Origin of the sequence: Mycoplasma bradburyae (assembly GCF_024338845.1) — a bacterium.
Lineage (GTDB): Bacteria > Bacillota_I > Bacilli_A > Mycoplasmatales > Mycoplasmoidaceae > Mycoplasmoides > Mycoplasmoides bradburyae.
The window spans coordinates 408,097-427,421 of record NZ_CP101414.1; the positions used below are offsets into that span (position 1 = coordinate 408,097).

Here is a 19,325-nt window from a genome sequence, read left to right on the forward strand (position 1 = left end):
TTTTTTTGTTCAGAATTACTGAAACGATTGACTTGAATGTTGATTATTTATATAGCTATTTAACGAAATTGATTTAAGATTTTGTTTTAAAAATTAGTTTAAAGTGAAAAGAAAAAACTTTTTAAAGTTAGTAAGTTTATTAAGTATTGCTTCAGTAGCAGCAATTTCGGTTGCTAGCTGTAAAAAACCAACCACAGAACAAAAAATGCCTCAAAAATCTGATGATTCAAATAATAAAAAAACTGAATCTGATGATAATAAAACTAAAGAAGAAAAAACAACTCCACCTACTGAAAGTAAACCTATAGATACTGACAAAAAAACTGACAATCAACCAAGTAAAGAATCAGTAGATGAGTCTAACAACAAAGCAGATTCAGATAATTCAGGAACTGATTCTTCCGCAATGAACCACGAAGGAATGCCTAATAGACCTAATCAAGATGGTAATTCTAGTTCGACGGGAACAGGAAATACTAGTAATGCTGAAGGATCTACTGAGGCTGGCAGAGATGCTGCAGTAGATCATCAATCTAACGAAGTAAAAAATCCTAAATCGTCTGATGGCTCGAAATCGGAAGATTCTGAAAAAACTGGATTAGATAAAGAAGAAATGCCTCCTGTAGATCCGAGTTTTGCATCAGGTGGATTAACTACAAGCTGAGGTGATACAGGTCTTCCTGGTATTGATAATAAAGAATCAACTGATAAATTAGAAGATAATCCTTCTGAAACAGGAACTAAAGATAATGATTTAATGCAACCTTCTGTTTCTGATTCAGGAGTTGGTATGACTCATAGTTGAGCTGATGATGGAATTTCTCAACCTATTGGAGGTGAAACTAGTCCAACAGAATCAGAACATTTTACTACTGGTTGAGCAGAAAATGGAGCTTATAATAACACTGATCCTTCACAACCAGATCAAGCATACCCACCAGCAACTGTTGGTTATCCTTATGGATCGGATGAAGCAACTACTAGAGAAACTTCACCAGAACCAATACCATCGGATAATTCAGGGTTGTACAAAACTAGTAGTTGAGGTGATACAGGTCTTACTGAAACAAGTCCTGATCTTTCTAAATAAAATATCTTAACTAAAACTAAATTAACATACTATCTAACAATAGAATTAATTAATATAATTTAACTATTGTTTTTAATCATCAATAATTCTTTAGGAATTATCTTTTTAACTATAAACTCATATATTACAATTGCGTTTTTAGTTTCGATCTAATAATTGATAATCCATCACCAATCATTATAGGTGATGGTTTTATTTATAAGAATGAATGAAAACTTAAATTGATAAGTTAATTGAAAATATTAATAAAACCTAATAAGACTTTAAATAACGATTGATACGCTAATTTTATTTTTATATAATTATTTTTATACAATCAAAAACATTTTGTATTTGATAAAAAGATCAAACAAAAGATCATGATAGATACAGTATTATTTAAAAACTTAGTAACATTAGTGATATTTTTCTTAATGTTTTTGATAGCATTGATTTTTTCTATTAGTCTTTGTAAAGATTTAAAGATAAAAGTAGATCATCTTAGAAAAGATAAAAAATCCTCGTCTGAGTCTAAACTAAAAGATAAAAAAGTAAAAGAGTCTATTCTAGATCAAAAAAACAAGGATGAACAAAATAAAAATGAATTAATAAATGAATCGAACAATAATAAACCATCTGATAATAAAGTTGTAGATTTAATTACTATAAATGAAGTTATTAAAGCTCAAGAACTAGCAGTAAATAATCAAAAAAATCAAGAGAATAAATCAAAGAAGATAATCAAGAAAAATTTGCTGATAACAAAAAAGATGTTATTCCTGTATTAGCTAATAGTGTTGATAAAGCTGATTTCAATGCTAAAAAAGAAGAACTATACAAACAAATTGATTTAAAAATTAGCAATAATACTTCGATTATTGAAAATAACAAAAATGATAGTAGTTCTAATTCATCTAATATAGCTATTAAAAATAGAGAAGATTCATTAGATAATAATAGCGAAATTCAGACTGAAAAAAATAAAAATTTTGTTGATGATTTTATTAACGAATTTTATAAAAAAATTGATAAAAATGAATCTATCTCAAACGGTGATATTTCTAATAAAGATGAACAATTTAAAGTTAAAAATCATGACTTATCTAAATATGAAATAGAATCCTCTAATTCAAATATTGATGAACTGATTAAGAATACACATTCAGAATTTTCTAAAAAAGATTATCAAGAAAAAACTAATGAATATGATAAATCTAAATCTGATGAAACTAAACTTGATCAAGGAGATAATAACTTCAAACAAGAAGCTATAGCTAGTGAAGATAATAAACCTAAGTTTGAAGATTCGTTAATAAATCTACTAAAAACCAATAAAGAAGAAAAAGATAAAAAACCAGAACTAATCATTATCATAGAAAACCCTTTCCATATTCTTAAATATAAGAATGATAAATATGACATTAGAGGGTTAAAAAACTTTATTGAAATAAATTCTCGATATTTTTTAAGTGATGATTGCGATCACCTTGAATATAAGAGTTATCCATTGAATCCAGACCTATTTAAACGATCTCACATATTAATAAAGAAAGATTACAAATTCAACGATAATGATATTCAAGAATTTATTAAAACTCTTGAAAACTTGGCGATTCCTTTTGATTTAAATGAAACAGATCAAGAAGGGATTATAAGACAATTTAATGATTCTAATAGAAAACTTGAAAGAGATCCTAATATTATTAAACAAGCAATCGAGCTAATAGTTGTTAATTGCTTATTTGAAAAACTAAAATCCAAAAAATTAGTTCATGAATTAAATAATGAAGATAAAACTATCAATGTTGAAGCGACTTGAGATTATAATTCTTTATAAATTTATATTCAATTAATAGTTGTTGCTTATCAAAAATGAATTTCTTAAAATACCCCATGAAGAAATCCATTTTTTATTTATAAATAAGCAATAAATTTTTTAGGTTTTATTTATTTATTTATATATATATATATATATATATAACCTTAACTTATTTTTATTAAATTTAGTTGATTCATTATCTTTATTTTCTTGTAAAAATATCAAACAATATACAAATCTAGAAATTATCTAAAAAAAATAAATATTTTGATCTAAACTTGTGAAACAATCATCTAAATAATCTAAAGATTAACCAACATTATTTAAATAAAATATATTATCATATAAGTTAATAGATTTTAGATAGGTTCTTAGACGATTCTAATCGCAATAAATCATTATTATGAAACTTAAAAAGTTAAAGATTTCACTTAGCTTGATAAGTACTTTGAGTACATTTGGTTTCATATTATCTGCTTGTAAGAATCCACAAGCAGATAATATGAATTACATAAATGAGTTAAAGAATCAATTAAAAGAATTATTAGATAGCGAAACTAAAGAATTAGCTAAGTATAACAAGTCGAAATACGAAGAAATAAGACAAGCTTTATCTCAAGTGTACGATAAAGCTAAAGAAGCGAGTCATAGAAATGATTATTATGTTTTATATAGAGCTAAGCAAGAGTTAGAATCAGCAATTAAATTAGCTAAAACTCAAAAAGAAAAACTTGATAAAAACAATGATTCTAGTAATCAATCTAATAACGATAACGAAGTAATCGGTAATGATAACGAACAAAATAATTCCGAATCGGATTTAAATGATTCAACAGATAAAAATGATAATTCGAATCATTCAGAACTAAATAATAACGGTTCTAATCAAAATAATAATAAAGTAGATAACTCAAATAATGATAGCGATACTACTATAGGTATCATTAAACCAGAAACAGATTCTACGAATTCTAATAATATCGAATCAGATTCAACTGATAATAATCAAAATCAACCTAACAATCATATTGAAACTAAACCTGGTCCAAATGATCAAACTTTAACTAATGAAGAAATCAATAATTACTACGCAACGCATCCTGAATTAAAACGTTTTAGTTTAGCTAATCAAACTAAAACTTATAGTAAAAATTCAGATTATTTACAATCAAACTTTAATCGTTCAATTTCATTAATTTGAAATTTTGATGATGGATCAGTTACTGCTGGAACATTATGATTATTGGATTATCATAAACAATCAAATGCTAAATATAAATTGTTCTTTGCTACTAACTACCATGTAGCTTTAGAGCTATTTGGAACTAATGATTATTCATTCAATGCTCAACCTAACCGAACTAAAAAAGTTAAGGATGTTTTCATTGGTGTTGCTGATGATTGAAGAAATAAACATTCTAAATTTAAATATAAGAAGTTAAGAAAAGAACAATTTCCTAAAACCTTGTTTTTAGGGCACAACTTTATGGATGATAAAGTTGCTAGTCTATTCAATAACAAAAGATACTATACCGAGTTTTCAGTTATTGAGTTTGATTATGATACTGAGAAATTTGCTGATTCTTATATAACAGCTAAAGAATACGCAGCATTATCAAGAAGTGAGCAAAAAGTAGCAACTCAAGCAGCTAAAAGAGAAAAAGAAGATAATAAATTAATTAAACAGCATCTAGATAAAGCGATAACTGAACTAGATATCTCGATAAATAAATTTAAAGATGGTAGTCACAATATGCAACTAAATTCATTGCCATACGCAACAATGGATTATGGTTCAGTTAATCTTTATATTAATAACTACCTAACTAGAAGTAATGATGACAATAAAGTCTTCAATCAACCAAATACAATTAATAAGATTATTAAGAATGATGCTGACATCAAAAAATTCTTCGCTGATACTAAATTAAATGCTAAACCATTAACAGATTATTTCATCGGTTTTCCTTATGAAATAAATAAACCTAACCCTTCGTTAGTGCATTACAATGTAAGTTCTAATCTCTTATCATCTAATGATAAGATTATTGATAACTTAAGTAATAATGTCTTTGTTACTCAAGATGTGAATAATGGTTATGCAATTGCTTCGCATGGAGCAATGTTTAACAACGAACCTAAAGGTTTGTTTTATGGTTTAACATATTCTATGTTAAGTGATAATTCAATTATTGGTGGTATGAGTGGTTCTTTAGTAACTAACGAAGATAATTTACCTATTGGTTTATTATTCGCTTCAGATGGTAAGATTCCTTTTTTAGGTGATGATAACACTTATAAGAATGTTAATAATGCTTTAATGGTTGGTTTTAGTTTGAATGTTCCATTCTGATCTTCAAAGATTAATAATTATGTAGAACCTTATAACATTATTGATGGCACTAATAAGGCTAGATATCCTCATCAAACTAATTCTTATCGTCAAACCTTATATAAGGTTTATGGTAATGATTATAAGACTGCATTGTTTAAATAAATTAATAAACAATAACAATTAATTTATCAATAGTTTTCTTTCTTATTAATAAAAAGACATATTTTAATTAGGTTAAATAAAAACTATATTGTTAAGAATAATATCAAACGTTATCGCTTGAATTAAAAAAGTTGTTATTTAATCTTAATATGAGTTCAAACGCAAATAAAAATAATTAAAGTTTTATAAAATAAAAAGGTGTCATGAACTTTAAGAAAGAAACCTTAGATCAGATTATTCTAGAATTAGCTTATAGTAGTTGCAGCATGGAAAACAATACCTTTACTTATGATGAAGTAAGGGATTTATTTGCTAGTAATAAACCGCCAACAGGTCAAAAAAATAACCAAGAGTTTTATGAATTAGTTAATTTTAAAATGGGTATTGAATACATTGTTAAGTTTTATGATCAATTAGATATAAATATTGATACCATTTTAAAATTACACAGCATTATTATGCGTTTTATTTTGGATGATAACGGTGCTTTTCGTAAGCATAATCTAAAGATTAAAAGCGCTAAACATATCGGTAGTGAGCATAGTAAAATTGTTAGTAAACTAGAACAACTTAATAGCAATTTTAAGAACGAAATTGTTGAAGTTTTATCTGAAAAAGATCGCACTGAATTAATCTTAAAGTATCATTGTATTTTTCATAAGATACATCCTTTTAGTGATGGTAATGGAAGAGTGGCAAGAGCGATTATGTTCTTAATGCAACTTAAGTATAAAACCAAGTTATATTCTGTTAATCCTGATATTAAAAATGATTATTTTAACGGAATCAATAAATATTTATTAACTGGTAATATTGATGATTTATACAATCTGATTAAAGATAATTTAATTAATATCGATTAGTTTATTACAAAATATTATTACCTATTTTTTTACAAAATCTTCTTGTTATTTTTTAAAAAACTAACAATCGACAACTAGAATTTTTGATATTTTTTGTTATAATAATGGGAACAGATAGAGATTAAAACTAATATAAATATTAGCATTTTCATTAAAACTCAGATTGTTAAATATTTTTGAATTTTATTACAAAAGTAAATATCAAATTAATAAGTAGTAAATAATGAAATTAAAAAAATCTAGACTTCTTTTTTCTTTATTTGGCGCATTGATTACTCCAAGTTCAATTTTAGCTTCTTGTACCAACCCTAAAGGATTAAATTACCAACTTGAAAAGCAAAGTTTAAGCTTGATCTTAAGTGATCAAGATAGTGAAATGCGTAAATATGATGATTCTAAATACCAAAAAATTATCGTTGAATTACGCGAAGCTTTTAGAAAAGCTCAAGAAGTTTATGATAACGACTCATCATCGCTAGAAGATATCAGAAATGCAATCGATGCTTTAGAAGTTGCGATTGATAAAGCTTTGCAAGATAAGAATAGTATTGATCAAATCTATAACGATGATAACAGAACAGATAATAGTTCTAGCGATAAAAAATCAACTAATTCATCCGATTCAACTGATTCATCGGTATCATCAACAGATTCGGGTAATAACAATTCAAGACCTAATTCAAATAGCGAAATAGGTGCTAATGGCTCTAATGAAAATGCGACTTTAGGTGGTTCTGTAGAATCAACAAATGATAACAATACTTCAAATAGTTTAGGTAGTACTACTGCTGATAATACTAAGTTATTTAATTACTTAACTGATGGTTTAATGAATATTGATGCTGGTCAAGATGATCAAGTTTTAGGTTCTGGAAGTGATATAAACGAAGCATTAAGTCGTTGAAACAATCTACCAGATGATGTTAAATCAAAACTAGCTAATGTTAAAAATAAACTAGATCTATTAAAAAACCGTTTAACCAATCTAGAAAACACTCTACCTCCTTTTTCTAAAAAATATCGTGATGTTTTATCTAAAACAACTCCTAGTGTTGATGTTGAAACAAAGATTATTATTGCGCTAGCAGAATATGAAAGATTAAGCAGCGAAGAAAAAGAACAATACAAAGCTGATAAAGCTAAATTAGAAAAATTTAAAAAAGAGATCCCTAATATAAGAGCTAGTCAAGGTGCAGATGCGATCTATTCTAGAAGTGCACAATATTACAAAGTTGATTATTACAATGTTTTAAGTTTAACCGTTGATACAGTTAAAGCATCTGATTACAAATCAATTAAAGCAGCTAAAGATTCTATGGATAAACTTCTAGTTGATATTAGAAGTATCCTGAAGAAAGAAGAGACATTAGTTAATTCTTTATGAACTAAAGTTAATGAATTAAGAAATAATGAAAGTTCATACGAAACTTCAAATTCTCTTGATACTAGCGAAGAAGATGAAAGAATTGAGTATACTCCTACAGCTTCTAATAGTGAATATGTAAATCCATCGACATACAATTTCGCTAATAAAACAATGTTTGTTTACGGAGTTAATGCTCCTAGTTACAAAGATAATCCTGAAAAATGAGTTAATAGAGGTGATGTAGTTAGATTAGCTTTCAAAAAAGAATATGGATGATATGACGTTAATAAGATAGCTTTACTTGAAAATCAATATGGTGACTTCAACCTATGTTGAGCAGCATCTGCTTCTAATTTACTTCACTGATGAATCAATAATAACAAAGAATATATTGATCAATACTTTGCGTTAAAATCAACTTCTGATTGATCTAAGAGTGTTCCGATGTATTATCCAGAACACCAATCAATTAAAAATGACAAAGAAGAAGGAAGAAGTCAAATTTTCCAAAAATTCACAAATGCATGAATTGATAGAGGTGGTTTTATCAATGATGGAATTAACTGATTCATTTCAGGTTGAAAACCTAGAACATCAGGTTATTTAGTTAATACAGAAAATAACAGAGGTGGATATTTCAAAGATGTATTTACCCCTAAACCTGTTAGAGAAACCAGAGGTCGATCAAATGATGTGACTGAAGATCATAATGGTTTAAGTTATAGAGGATTCAATAATGTATTGAAAGATGCTTTCTTAAACAAAAAAGCTGTTGGTTTCTCTTATCCTGGTCACGCAATGTCTATTTGGGGTGCTGAATTTGATGCTAACGGAAATGTTGATTACATTTATTTCTGTAATAACAACTATGGTGATCAAGAAGATGATTTAAATGGTGGTTCATTAGTTAGAGCTAAAGTTGTCTCTATTGGAAATTACGGTGTCGGATACTATACAGACCCATTCTATGCTAATAATCCTAAATCAATTAAATCATTCACAGTTTTACCTCTTTATCAAGATACTTGAAAGCAATATTTAAATAAACACAAACAATAATAATGCAAAATCTACCATTCAATTGGTAGATTTTTTTATTAATTTTTTTGATTAAAGCCAAACTTATCTTTATTTGATTTAGTTAATGGATGTAATATTAACTAATTAATAATTAGATCAATAGTACAATGTATAAGAATTTAAATTAACTTAGGGTGATTATTTTGGTTTTATTAAAAATATTTCATATTTTTTTCTTATTTTTCATCAATTAAACACATATCTTTATTTGCAAGAAGTTTTAATTGATTTTAAACACTACATAAGAATAAATATAGTATTTTTAAATCTTTTTTATGAAAATATTTTGTGACTCTAAGGATTTCAATTTATAAATAAGCAAAATAAAAAACTCATCAACCTACTTTGAGATTGCTGAGTTTTTAATTAAAAGGAATTAATGGCTTTAATTTTTTTATTTAAATTAAAGGTATTTTTCGATCTTTTCTAACGTCCAACATAGTTTATAAAAACATAAAACAATGAAAAAATTTAGAAAGAAAACATGAAAGGACAAAAATAGTTGAGAAAAAATTACGAAAGGAGAGAAATAATATGAAAAACAAAATAATAAAACTATTATTGTCGTTAGATTCTATTATCGAAAAAGCGAGAGATTAGAGATTAAAATGATTTAACAAAATTAATAGTAATAATTTACTATTCTTCAGAATCAAATAAGCTTAATATGCTTTTTGTTTCTATTGACGAGTTTGTCTCGTTTTGAGAACCGTTTTTATTAACAACAACTAGAGCATTTTCAGTTACAGACCTATTATTATCAGTTATGATCTTTTTTCATTCAGGAAATTTATCATATTCAGTCGAATTATAACTATCAGGGCGATTAATCAAAGCATTAAAAGAAACATCTAAATTGCTATTAGAATGAATCAAACCACTAGGCTTCTTACCAAGGATCGTAACGATACTTTCATCACCATCAACAGATTTGCTACCAAACACAATATGGGCATCCTTGCTGACAGAATTTTTGATTTTTGCGTTATACTCATCAAACAATTTTCCGGGTAATTGCTTGTTGAGCTGATACATGACAATCAGCTTATTGGTCTCTGATCAATCATTGTTTAATAAATTAAAATTTATTAAACTGCCTTGGCTACTCGGGATTTTAATCTCTTTCACCAAGAATTCATACGACACATCGCTTTCTTTATCAAAGAAATACATTAAGTCGCCGAAATCAATATTCTTAATTTCTTTTTCTTGAGCTAGTTTAATAATTGCATTAACCGACGTTCCGATTTGATTATTAACTTCATTATTACGAGCCTCAACTGTTAGATTAGATAAACTTTTGTTTAAATCATCGCTGTTAATAATGTTAATAGCTGTAGCATTTTTTAATAATTCATAAAGACCATCAGTTGCTCTTTCATAAGTCTGATTACCTTCATTGTTAAGCGGCATAATCGCATAAGCTAGAGTAATAATGTTTTTACTATTTGCTTTTTCTACGATATAAGTTGAACCACCAGTTCCAGTACCCTTACCAAGTCCAGCGATTACAATACAAATATCACAATCACTTAAGATTTCATCAAGTTGCTGATCATAATATTCTCTTATTGCTTTTTTAGCTTTTTGAATATCTCCACCAGCTCCATTACCATAAGTATATGGTGAATCGATAAAGCATTTTTTTGCTTTAGATTTATTTCTAACTAATGCATTAAGATGTTTAGCGTCAGTGTTTATTTGATAGAATGTAACGTTGTCGCTAACTAGATCATTGAATTTAGTAACTATATGTTCGACAATATTGTTGCCAGCACCACCGATTCCTATTACTTTGATTTTGTAATCTTTTTTATATTTACTTACAAAAAAATCTATTTCATTATCATCAATAATTTGCGGTTGAATAAATTCATTAGCAATTGGTTTATTTTCAGATTGCAAGTCAAATGAAAATGGAGTGTCATTTAAAGATAAAATATGTTCGCTAAAATCACCTAATTTTATCCTGTTATTATAATCTGATCCATTAGAGCTCTTCAACTCCGTTTTTGCTATTTGTTGTCTTAATTTTTCTAACTCTATTTTCATTTCTTCTAAAATTTTAGAGTCATCCATATTTTTTAGTTTATGATCAGACATAATTAATTAATATTTAGATTTTTATTATTTGATAGCGATTTTTGATATGATGTTAGCAAGCTCCTTATTTATTGATAAGATCATAGCTTTTCTATCACTTTCATGATCAAAGTTATAATCGTGTGGAGTAGTGATGTAGTTATCAATCTTATTAATAGAGCAATCATGTTCGTATTGTCTTTTAATAGCTAAATAAGATTGCATAAATTCGTTTTTATAATCTCATAGCTTTGGAGGGTACAATTTACTAATATCAACATCATTAATTAATTCACCATCCTTATTTAATAAGTTATTAGCAATAGCGTAATTGTTAATAGTATTTATAATGATTTCTTTAATTGGTTTGTTAAATTCTTTTTTAACTAATTCCAATTCTTTGTTAATAAAATCGACAATATGAACTAATTGTTTTTGAATAAGTATATCTAAATCGGCTTTTGATAAGTATTGATAACTTAAAAATTCCTTATTAGTTTTAATTAATAAATTGAATTTGTTATCTTCATTTAATGATAAAAGATCGTTATTAAAGTACATATTAACTATTTCGTTAATATCTCTATTGTTGTTTGCATCTTTATTGTAGTTTTTTGCATTCAAACTCTTAATTAGGTTTTCTTTAACTTGTTTTATTCCTAAGTTTATTCTTTTAGTGATTACGTAATTACCATCTAAATAAATATTAAGATTAGTAAAGTTTTCAACCATATCAACAACAATCGTATCATTAATATCTTTAACTTGCTGAGATGCTTGATAATTAATTTCTTGAGTAGAAATGCTTGAAATTTTTACATTTAATGTTTTAAGAATATCTCTGATTTCAGGTATTAAACCAGATTTAGAAGTATAAGTTAAAATAACAGCATAATATTCTTTACCAACTTCTAATTGATCAGCAATTTTTCTAGATTGTCTATCAATTGTTTGGAACACTTTGTAATTAACAAGCTGTTCATTAACAGGGCGTGTTCTTTGTTGGTTTAAAACAAACTTTTTGATTTCGTTATCAAATTGATCAGCACTTAGATAACTGATTGGCGCAGTATTAATTTGGTTAGTTTTAAGATCATTAATTAAAGAGTCAAAATTAAGAATTACTTTTTTGATCTCCATCTTATTTTTTTGATTGAACAAATCAATTTGGTGGCGAATCTTTTCTAGCAATAATCTTTTATTAATGATCTTAGTTTCGTCGTAATAGTTTTGGTTTTTAATTGAGACTTGACGTAATAAATTAATACTTTGATCTCTATTTGTTGATAATACAAAATCAATTTTTTCCTTCGCAAAATTGATTGTGCAATAAGTTTGTTTTAAGTTATACATGCGCTATTCTTTTATCCTTTCTAAAACAAACAGCTTAGCTGATCTTGATCGCTTGTTTGTCTCAAGTTCATTTTTACTTGGTTCAAGTCCCTTATTATAATGATTTTTGTATTTTAATAGTTCTTCGTTATTCAATGGAATGTTTGTTAAAGATGCTGTTGATGTTAAATTACGAAATGCCTTTTTAATAAGTTTTTCTTCTAATGAATGGAAGGAGATAATAAGTAATCTGCCATTCACATTTAATAGTTCTGGAATAATTGTTAAAACTTTTTCTAAAACATCTAATTCTTTATTAACAGCTATTCTTATTGCTTGGAAATATTTTCTTGCAGGGTGTTTCTTGCTATACAGTTCTTCTTTTTTTACATTAGCCTTAATCAGTTCAACTACTTCAAGAGTATTTAAATCTTTTTGTTCAAATGCTCTTTTAAGTTCATTAGCAACTCTAAAAGGATCTTTGATCTCTCCATACTTCTTGAAGATTGTAATTAGTTGATTAACTGATGAGGTTTTAATTAATTCAGTTGCATCAAGCTTTTGATCTTGATCCATTCTCATATCAAATCGACCAACTGAATGGTAACTAAATCCCCTTTTAGGTTGATCTAGTTGATAACTAGATACGCCCAGATCAATTAAGCATCCATCAATTTTGTTGATTTCTAATCTTTTTAAATGATCTTTAAGATTGGCAAAATTATCCTTAATCAGTTTGACATTGCTATATTTCTCAAATAATTTGTTGCAATGATTTATTGCTTCGTAGTCTTGATCAAATCCAAACAACTTCGCTTTATCAGATAAAGCATTAATGATATTGTAACTATGTCCGCCAAACCCAATCGTTAAATCAAGATAAATACCATCTTTATTAGTAATAATGTTATCTATCACTTCTTTTAATAACACTGGGTAATGAATCTGATTATTGATTATCATCTTCCATCGATTCTGCTAGTTCATTAAAGTTATCAAAATTAGCTTCGTTAAATTCATCGTATGCTTTCTTGTCTCAAATTTCAACATGATCACCCATACCAATGATTACAACTTCTTTTTCAAGATTAGCCATCTTTTTAAAGTTAGCAGGAATTAAAACACGGTTAGCGCTATCAATTTCAATAGTTAATGAATTAGCAAATAATAAACGTTTATAATTACGGTTTTGTTGTTTGTTATTTGATTTGCTTAAGAACTTATTAGCGTAATTTTCAAACTCTTCAGGGGTACGTAATTCCAAGCATCCATCTAATCCTCTAGATAAAACAACACTTTCTTTAATAAGGTTTCTTATCTTAGCGGGAACGCTTAATCTACCTTTAGGATCAATATTATGTTGGTAATTGCCAATAAACATATTATTTCACCTCCTATAGCAGAATTCTTACGTACTTATATTTTAAACAATTTTTTCCCACTTTGCCACACTTTTTAACACTTAATTATTTTGAAATCTTTAAAACCCTTTATTTATAAGGGTTATAACGATAAATAATTTTTTTGAAAAATATAAAAAAATGACCTCGAAAGGTCATTTTTAACTGCTTTTTACTAATTTGTGGTGGGAAGTGGGAGCTATTCGTTATCGTCATAACGATTCGAATCAAAGAAGTTCCCTTCTTGATATGAATCCGGATCAAAATGCTTAATCTCTGGTAGATCATCAATTGATTCAATCCCGAATAAATCAAAGAATTTTTCAGAAACATTATACAGGAAAGGTCTTCCTGGAGTATCTGCTCTACCGATTTCAACAATCAAACCTTTTTCTAGTAAATTATCAACTAAATTTAATGAATCAACACCTCTAATTTCATTAATTCTAGCTCTAGTACAAGGTTGGTTATAAGCAACAATTGCTAAAACTTCCATTAATCCTTTGTTTAATGGATTTTTGAATTTTTCAGATACATAGCGTTGCATCTCTTTTTTAACATCAGCTTTAGTTAAAATCTTATATCGACCACCGTAGTTTTTGATTGTTAAACCAAAGTTTTGATTTTGATCATAACTATAAGTCATTTCTTCAAGTTCTTTAAAGATCTGATCTTGATGTAATCTTGGTAAGATCTTATTCAGTTCTTGTAGATTCATACCATTTTTACCTGCAACATATAATGCAGCTTGAATAATCGCTTTTACTGATAACTCTTTTTTATCTTGATTTTTATTTGGTTTATCTTTTTCTTCTAAATCATCAACAATTTCACTAGTTTGTTCTATCGCTTCTCTTACTGATTGATAGAATTTATCGTTATCATCAGTTTCAAAATCAACTGTTGAACTACCAATATCTTCAAAAGTTGGTTTTTGTTTTTTTTCGGTTAATTTATCAACTTGTTCAGAAAACTCTTTTTGATCTTCTAAGATTTCTTTTGTTGATAATTCTTCAACTTCTTTTTTGTTACTTAGTTTAAATTTTTTAGTTATCTTTTTTATTTTAGTTTTCATCATAGCTTATATATGTTTAGGTTTAATAGTTTAATATATTAACCAATTATTAGTTTGATTCGTTATCGTCTTTTTTAATCTCTTCACCATCTTCATCAAGATTGATTAAACCGGTATGTAATGCTTCTAATTTAGCTTCTGAATCATAATCTTCTTGCTTATCATTTATTAGATCTTCTAGTTGTTGAACGATTAGATCTGCTTCATATAAGATTTGTTTTGCAGTAGGTTTTTTATTCTTAAGATCAATTACTTGATTATTTTCATCAACTAAATTTTGTTCTTTAGCTTTATTTAATTTTTCTTGTTCATCGATCTTTCGTTGGTTAATTCTGATATTAATTTTTTCTTCTGGAGATAGTTTTGCATAATCTTCCTTAGAAACATAATATTCACCATATTTTTTCTTAAAGTACTCTTCACGTTGTTTGAAGAATGCTTGACGACGTTCTTCTTGAATCTTTTTAATTGATTCTTGCAATTCTTCTTCGTCTTGTTTCTGGCGTTTGATTGCATCTTCAATTGATTCTTGAACTACAACTATCTTAGAAGTATCAACTAAAGAAATATATATTAAATCATCATCTTCTCTTTGATGCAAGTCAATTTTTTGTTCGCGTACTAAAACTAATAAACAAACAAAAGCTGTTACAAAATATCTTAATGATAATTTTTTCTGATCAATTTGACTAAAGATTGTTTCTAAATCAGTTGATACATCATATTTATTATCAAGTTCTTTTTTAATAATTTCTAAGATTTCAGCTTTAACATCTTCGATTGATAACTCTTCAATAACAATCTTATGTTCTGTAATGGTTTTAATTTTAAGTTTTTCAAAAACTCGTTCCATTGCTTTTTTAAGTTTCTTAGGATTAACATAATCTGGCAATGGTGCTTCTGGTAAATCATTAGTTGTTAATTTGAATACATCTCAGTCATCTTCTTCTTTTGAAAATAATGAAAATCTTTCAAGTTGCATTTTGTGTAGTGATGGCAATAATTCTGAATAACGCTTATATTCAATAATTCTCTTTACAATTCGATCGCGTTCGTCATCATTATTAAGATCAACTTTTTCTTCAGTATCAAAATTAGGAATAGATAAATCAGATTTAATTCTTAACAACTCACAAGCCATATATAAATAATCTGATACTACATCTAGATTAATCATATGCTTGTTAATGTATTGGAAATATTGGTTGGCTAATTCAAAAAGATCTAAAGCCATTATATCCATTTTTTTATCTTTAATAAGATGAAGTAATAGATCAAAAGGACCACTAAAATGTTTAAATGATAGGTTTAAAAAGTCGTCAGTGATATTAATATTCAACTCTTCTATTAAATCTTCTGGCTTTTTGGTATTTTTCTTTCTGTGTCAGTACTCAACCTTAAACTCATCATTAATTTTAGTATCAACTAACTCAAAATCAGTGTAATCAACATCAACAAATAGATCACATTGATAATCATCTTCCAATTTAGAGATAACCAATTCGTCAGCATACTTAATTGAGTTTTCAATTATCTTCTTCCCGCCGATGATAAATAAATCTACAACACTAAAATCGATTAATGCTTTTTTAATATCCGAATATAAGAAGATTTCATTGTTATTCCTTAATTCATTTTGATGTTTTTTAGAAATTACGATATTAGCTCGGTTATCTAAAATTTTGTTAATCGCAGTATAAGTGTTATACCCCATAATAATCGGGTGATTAAGTGTGCTTTCTCTAAAATGTTTTAGTTCACTTTTAATATCTCACGGAAGTTGATTGTCTTTAGCTATTCCATGATTAATGTCTTCACACCAGATAAGTTTAATCATATTTGTTGAGTTGTTATTTAATTTTTTTAACACATTAATTTTTTAAAAACACTTTAGTTTTTCTTATTTTTATTTATAAAAATATAAAAACAGTTACCATCTAATGTGATAACTGTTTTAATTAATATTGAGTTATTTTTTAACAAAATCAGCTAACTGTTTATTATAAGTTTCCTGAATTTGCTTTCTTATGCTGTTAATAATATAAGTTGATTCAGATCTTGAATAATCAATTGGCTTTAATGGCTTTAAGAATTCAATGTAGATCTTTTTAGTTTTAGCTTTTCTAAAACCTTCTTGAACTGGTCTCTTCTTATTTGAAATCTTCTCCATTCGTCCTTGTGTGTTAAACAAACTAAAAGGAACGATAGGACAAAAAGCTTTGTAAGCAGCTTTGATAGAACCAGCTTTAAATTCAGCTAACTCATGCGAAAATACTCTTGTACCTTCAGCGAATACGCAAACTGAGGTGTTTTTTAATAGTTCTATCTCATCTAAAGTTGCTTTAGCTGCTTGTCTAATACTTTGTCGATCAATAAAAATTACATCAATTAAAGACATAATCTTACCAATAGATTTCTTTTTTAATTCAGCTTTAGCGACAAAAGTTAATTCGGTAATATCTTTTAAGTGGTTAGCCATTCAAATCATTACAAATGGATCAATGTTTGATTTGTGATTTCCGATAAAAAGAACAGGTTTATTAGGAATTAAATCTTCGTTTTTTAACTCGATTTTTAATCCTTTAAAAAATATTATCCGACTAGCTAAAATATATACGGTTTTAAAACGATTTTCCTTTGTATAAAACGTTGGATTATTCTTATAAATACTAGCTTTAATTAGAGCTACAAGATATCTAATTGCAAATTCTAAACCAACAAAAGGAAAAATTAAAAAGCTTAATAAACGTATAATAAAACGCATTAAACTCTTTCAGCTACAGCAACTGCAACTAATCTTTCACCTTCGTGTGAAATTGAAAGGTGCAATTTAATCTTATCGTTTAAAGAACATTCATAAGCACCATTAATCTTACGAATTTCTAATTGAGTGAAATCATCTCAAGTTCTAAGAGCTTTAAAAATAGCTTCTTTAAAAGCTCATCTAATAGCTAAAAAGATGTTTTGGTTATTGTCTCCGATAACAGACTTATATTTATTTAATTCGTGTTCTGTTAAAAGTTTCTTTACAAATTCAGGTGATTTCTTTTGTTGAAATCTTGAAATAGTTACTGAGTCTATGCCAATTCCAATAATCATTGTCTTTATTCCTTATTTATCAATGTTTTATTACTTTTATGATTATATAATAATCAATAAAAAACAATTAAGCATTATTATTTGGATAAGATTTGCTTAATTAATCTAATATCCTTATTCATTTGAGCAATGGTATTATCAATTTGTTTGATTTGACTAATTGCTAATGATAAGTTCTTAATATTATTATCCATTAAATTAGTTTTATTCATAAAAGTAACGCGATCATAACCATTTTCATTCATTTCTTTTATGATGACTTCTTTTTCGCCAATTACATCTTTTAAAGTTTTAACTTGTGAGTTAAGTTCAGCGCATTGCTTATCAAGTGATTGATAACGCTTGTATTCTCTTTCATAAAATTTTAATGTTTCTACAACTATATCAAGTAGTTTGTCGATTTCTTCAGGATTATATTCACCTGCATCGTTATATTTTAATCCTAATTTTTCGATATCAGTAGAAGTAATTATTTTCTTTTTATCGTTCATAGCTATTTTGGTTATTTTATCTTTTTGTATATTTTAGAATATCAAAAACTTTTATAATTCGTTTTATGTCTAGTAATACTTATTCAATTAAAAAGTTATCAGATCAAGTAATTAAAAAATTTATTGATCAAATAAAGGAATTCGAGATCGATAACAACAACGAGTTTGTTTATAAACGATTTAATTATTATGATTATCTGATTATTAGTGTTTATAAAACTAATAGCATTCTTATCCAACCTACAAAATTAGCTAATTCTAAACATCTAAATACTTTTATTAATAAGTATTGTTTTTGAGAAACTAATAATAAAAATCAAACAACTTTAACTGATAAAACTACTTATAATAAGGTTCAAAAACAAACTAAAGCAAGTTCTAACCGTTTTTATAAAAATGATGCTTTATATGTTGATTTAACTAACGAATCAACGATTGGTTGTGATGAAGTAGGCGTTGGTGAGTATCTTGGTCCTATTGTTACTTGTTGCGCTTTGGTTAAAAAAGATGATTTTAATAGAGTCATCGAACTAGGAGTTAAGGATTCTAAGCAATTAACTGATGATAAGATTATCAGTATTGCTAACGAACTTAAGAAGTTTATTGATTATCAAATTTTTTGTTTTGATTCTACTCCGAGCGCTTTATGTTTTAACGAAATGTATGATAAATTAAAAAACATTAATGCACTTAAAGCTTATATGCATAATGCGGGATTAGATGCTTTTAATAAAAAGTATTTGATTAAAAGCAAAATTGTGTTGGATGAATTTGTAACTTCTAAGAAATATTATGAACATCTAAACAATTTTAATATCAATCCAATCATTAAAATTGATTACATGACTCAGAAAGCTGAATCTAAATATTTAAGTGTTGCAGTCGCTAGTATATTAGCAAGAGCATACTATCTAGATCTATGTAAACAGTTGCTAGCTAAAATAAATTATTTTGATGATTATAAAAATATGCTAGGTTCAGACAATAAAACGCTTGAAAGAATTAAACAACATATTAAAGCTAATAAAGACTTAGTAAATTGAAGAGAGATATTTAAAGTTTTTTTTAAACCACTTGAAGAGTTTTTAAATTCACTTAACTAATTTGGTAATTCGAGTCATCTTTTTATAATAATGTTCTTATATTAAAGAT

General features: G+C 26.8%; 17 protein-coding genes. 7 read left to right on the forward strand and 10 right to left on the reverse strand.

Annotated elements, in window-relative coordinates; genetic code table 4:
- Positions 1-103 precede the first annotated feature (103 nt).
- Both NMG68_RS01645 and NMG68_RS01650 read left to right on the forward strand, forming a co-directional pair.
- The gene (locus NMG68_RS01645) at positions 104-1,090 is read left to right on the forward strand and encodes a hypothetical protein (protein ID WP_255034960.1); all 987 of its coding nucleotides are present in this window, start codon (positions 104-106) and stop codon (positions 1,088-1,090) included.
- A gap of 359 nt (positions 1,091-1,449) precedes the next feature.
- Positions 1,450-1,857, forward strand: coding sequence for a hypothetical protein (locus NMG68_RS01650; RefSeq protein ID WP_255034962.1), 408 nt, complete (start codon positions 1,450-1,452; stop codon positions 1,855-1,857).
- A gap of 394 nt (positions 1,858-2,251) precedes the next feature.
- Here the strand turns inward: NMG68_RS01650 and NMG68_RS01655 are convergent, their stop codons facing one another.
- On the reverse strand, positions 2,252-2,437 hold the full coding sequence (locus NMG68_RS01655) for a hypothetical protein (protein WP_255034963.1): 186 nt from the start codon (positions 2,435-2,437) through the stop codon (positions 2,252-2,254).
- A gap of 139 nt (positions 2,438-2,576) precedes the next feature.
- Between NMG68_RS01655 and NMG68_RS01660 the strand changes: the two genes are divergently transcribed.
- The 4 genes from NMG68_RS01660 (at position 2,577) to NMG68_RS01675 (ending at position 8,673) form a co-directional block, all read left to right on the forward strand.
- Entirely contained in the window at positions 2,577-2,906 is a 330-nt protein-coding gene (locus NMG68_RS01660) for a hypothetical protein (protein ID WP_255034965.1), read from the forward strand.
- A gap of 385 nt (positions 2,907-3,291) precedes the next feature.
- On the forward strand, positions 3,292-5,385 hold the full coding sequence (locus NMG68_RS01665; protein WP_255034966.1) for an MIP family Ig-specific serine endopeptidase: 2,094 nt from the start codon (positions 3,292-3,294) through the stop codon (positions 5,383-5,385).
- 203 nt (positions 5,386-5,588) lie between these two features.
- Positions 5,589-6,248, forward strand: a complete 660-nt coding sequence (locus NMG68_RS01670; RefSeq protein WP_255034967.1) for a Fic family protein — start codon at positions 5,589-5,591, stop codon at positions 6,246-6,248.
- A 223-nt stretch (positions 6,249-6,471) separates the two neighbouring features.
- The gene (locus NMG68_RS01675) at positions 6,472-8,673 is read left to right on the forward strand and encodes an IdeS/Mac family cysteine endopeptidase (protein ID WP_255034968.1); all 2,202 of its coding nucleotides are present in this window, start codon (positions 6,472-6,474) and stop codon (positions 8,671-8,673) included.
- Between the two features lie 660 nt (positions 8,674-9,333).
- On the opposite strand, the gene NMG68_RS01680 is transcribed toward NMG68_RS01675, so the two are convergent.
- From NMG68_RS01680 to NMG68_RS01720, 9 genes are all read right to left on the reverse strand, one after another.
- Complete coding sequence (locus NMG68_RS01680) at positions 9,334-10,773, reverse strand: FtsZ/tubulin family protein (protein WP_255034969.1); 1,440 nt, start codon at positions 10,771-10,773, stop codon at positions 9,334-9,336.
- Positions 10,774-10,821: 48 nt separating this feature from the next.
- Positions 10,822-12,129, reverse strand: coding sequence for a hypothetical protein (locus NMG68_RS01685; RefSeq protein WP_255034970.1), 1,308 nt, complete (start codon positions 12,127-12,129; stop codon positions 10,822-10,824).
- 3 nt (positions 12,130-12,132) lie between these two features.
- Entirely contained in the window at positions 12,133-13,071 is a 939-nt protein-coding gene (gene rsmH / locus NMG68_RS01690) for a 16S rRNA (cytosine(1402)-N(4))-methyltransferase RsmH (RefSeq protein WP_255034971.1), read from the reverse strand.
- Positions 13,058-13,489 carry a division/cell wall cluster transcriptional repressor MraZ gene (mraZ, locus tag NMG68_RS01695; RefSeq protein WP_255034972.1) on the reverse strand — a complete coding sequence of 144 codons (432 nt, stop codon included), beginning with the start codon at positions 13,487-13,489 and terminating at the stop codon, positions 13,058-13,060. The genes rsmH and mraZ overlap by 14 nt, the downstream gene beginning before the upstream one ends.
- 218 nt (positions 13,490-13,707) lie before the next feature.
- Positions 13,708-14,586, reverse strand: a complete 879-nt coding sequence (gene scpB / locus NMG68_RS01700) for an SMC-Scp complex subunit ScpB (RefSeq protein WP_255034973.1) — start codon at positions 14,584-14,586, stop codon at positions 13,708-13,710.
- 46 nt (positions 14,587-14,632) lie between these two features.
- Complete coding sequence (scpA, locus tag NMG68_RS01705) at positions 14,633-16,453, reverse strand: segregation/condensation protein A (protein WP_255034974.1); 1,821 nt, start codon at positions 16,451-16,453, stop codon at positions 14,633-14,635.
- Positions 16,454-16,552: 99 nt separating this feature from the next.
- Positions 16,553-17,347: a lysophospholipid acyltransferase family protein gene (locus tag NMG68_RS01710; RefSeq protein WP_255034975.1), complete on the reverse strand. Its 795-nt coding sequence runs from the start codon at positions 17,345-17,347 to the stop codon at positions 16,553-16,555.
- Positions 17,347-17,682 carry a holo-ACP synthase gene (locus NMG68_RS01715; RefSeq protein ID WP_255034976.1) on the reverse strand — a complete coding sequence of 112 codons (336 nt, stop codon included), beginning with the start codon at positions 17,680-17,682 and terminating at the stop codon, positions 17,347-17,349. The genes NMG68_RS01710 and NMG68_RS01715 overlap by 1 nt, the downstream gene beginning before the upstream one ends.
- Before the next feature lie 77 nt (positions 17,683-17,759).
- On the reverse strand, positions 17,760-18,173 hold the full coding sequence (locus NMG68_RS01720) for a hypothetical protein (RefSeq protein ID WP_255034977.1): 414 nt from the start codon (positions 18,171-18,173) through the stop codon (positions 17,760-17,762).
- Between the two features lie 65 nt (positions 18,174-18,238).
- Between NMG68_RS01720 and NMG68_RS01725 the strand changes: the two genes are divergently transcribed.
- Positions 18,239-19,276 carry a ribonuclease HIII gene (locus tag NMG68_RS01725; RefSeq protein ID WP_255034978.1) on the forward strand — a complete coding sequence of 346 codons (1,038 nt, stop codon included), beginning with the start codon at positions 18,239-18,241 and terminating at the stop codon, positions 19,274-19,276.
- The last annotated feature ends 49 nt before the right edge of the window (positions 19,277-19,325 follow it).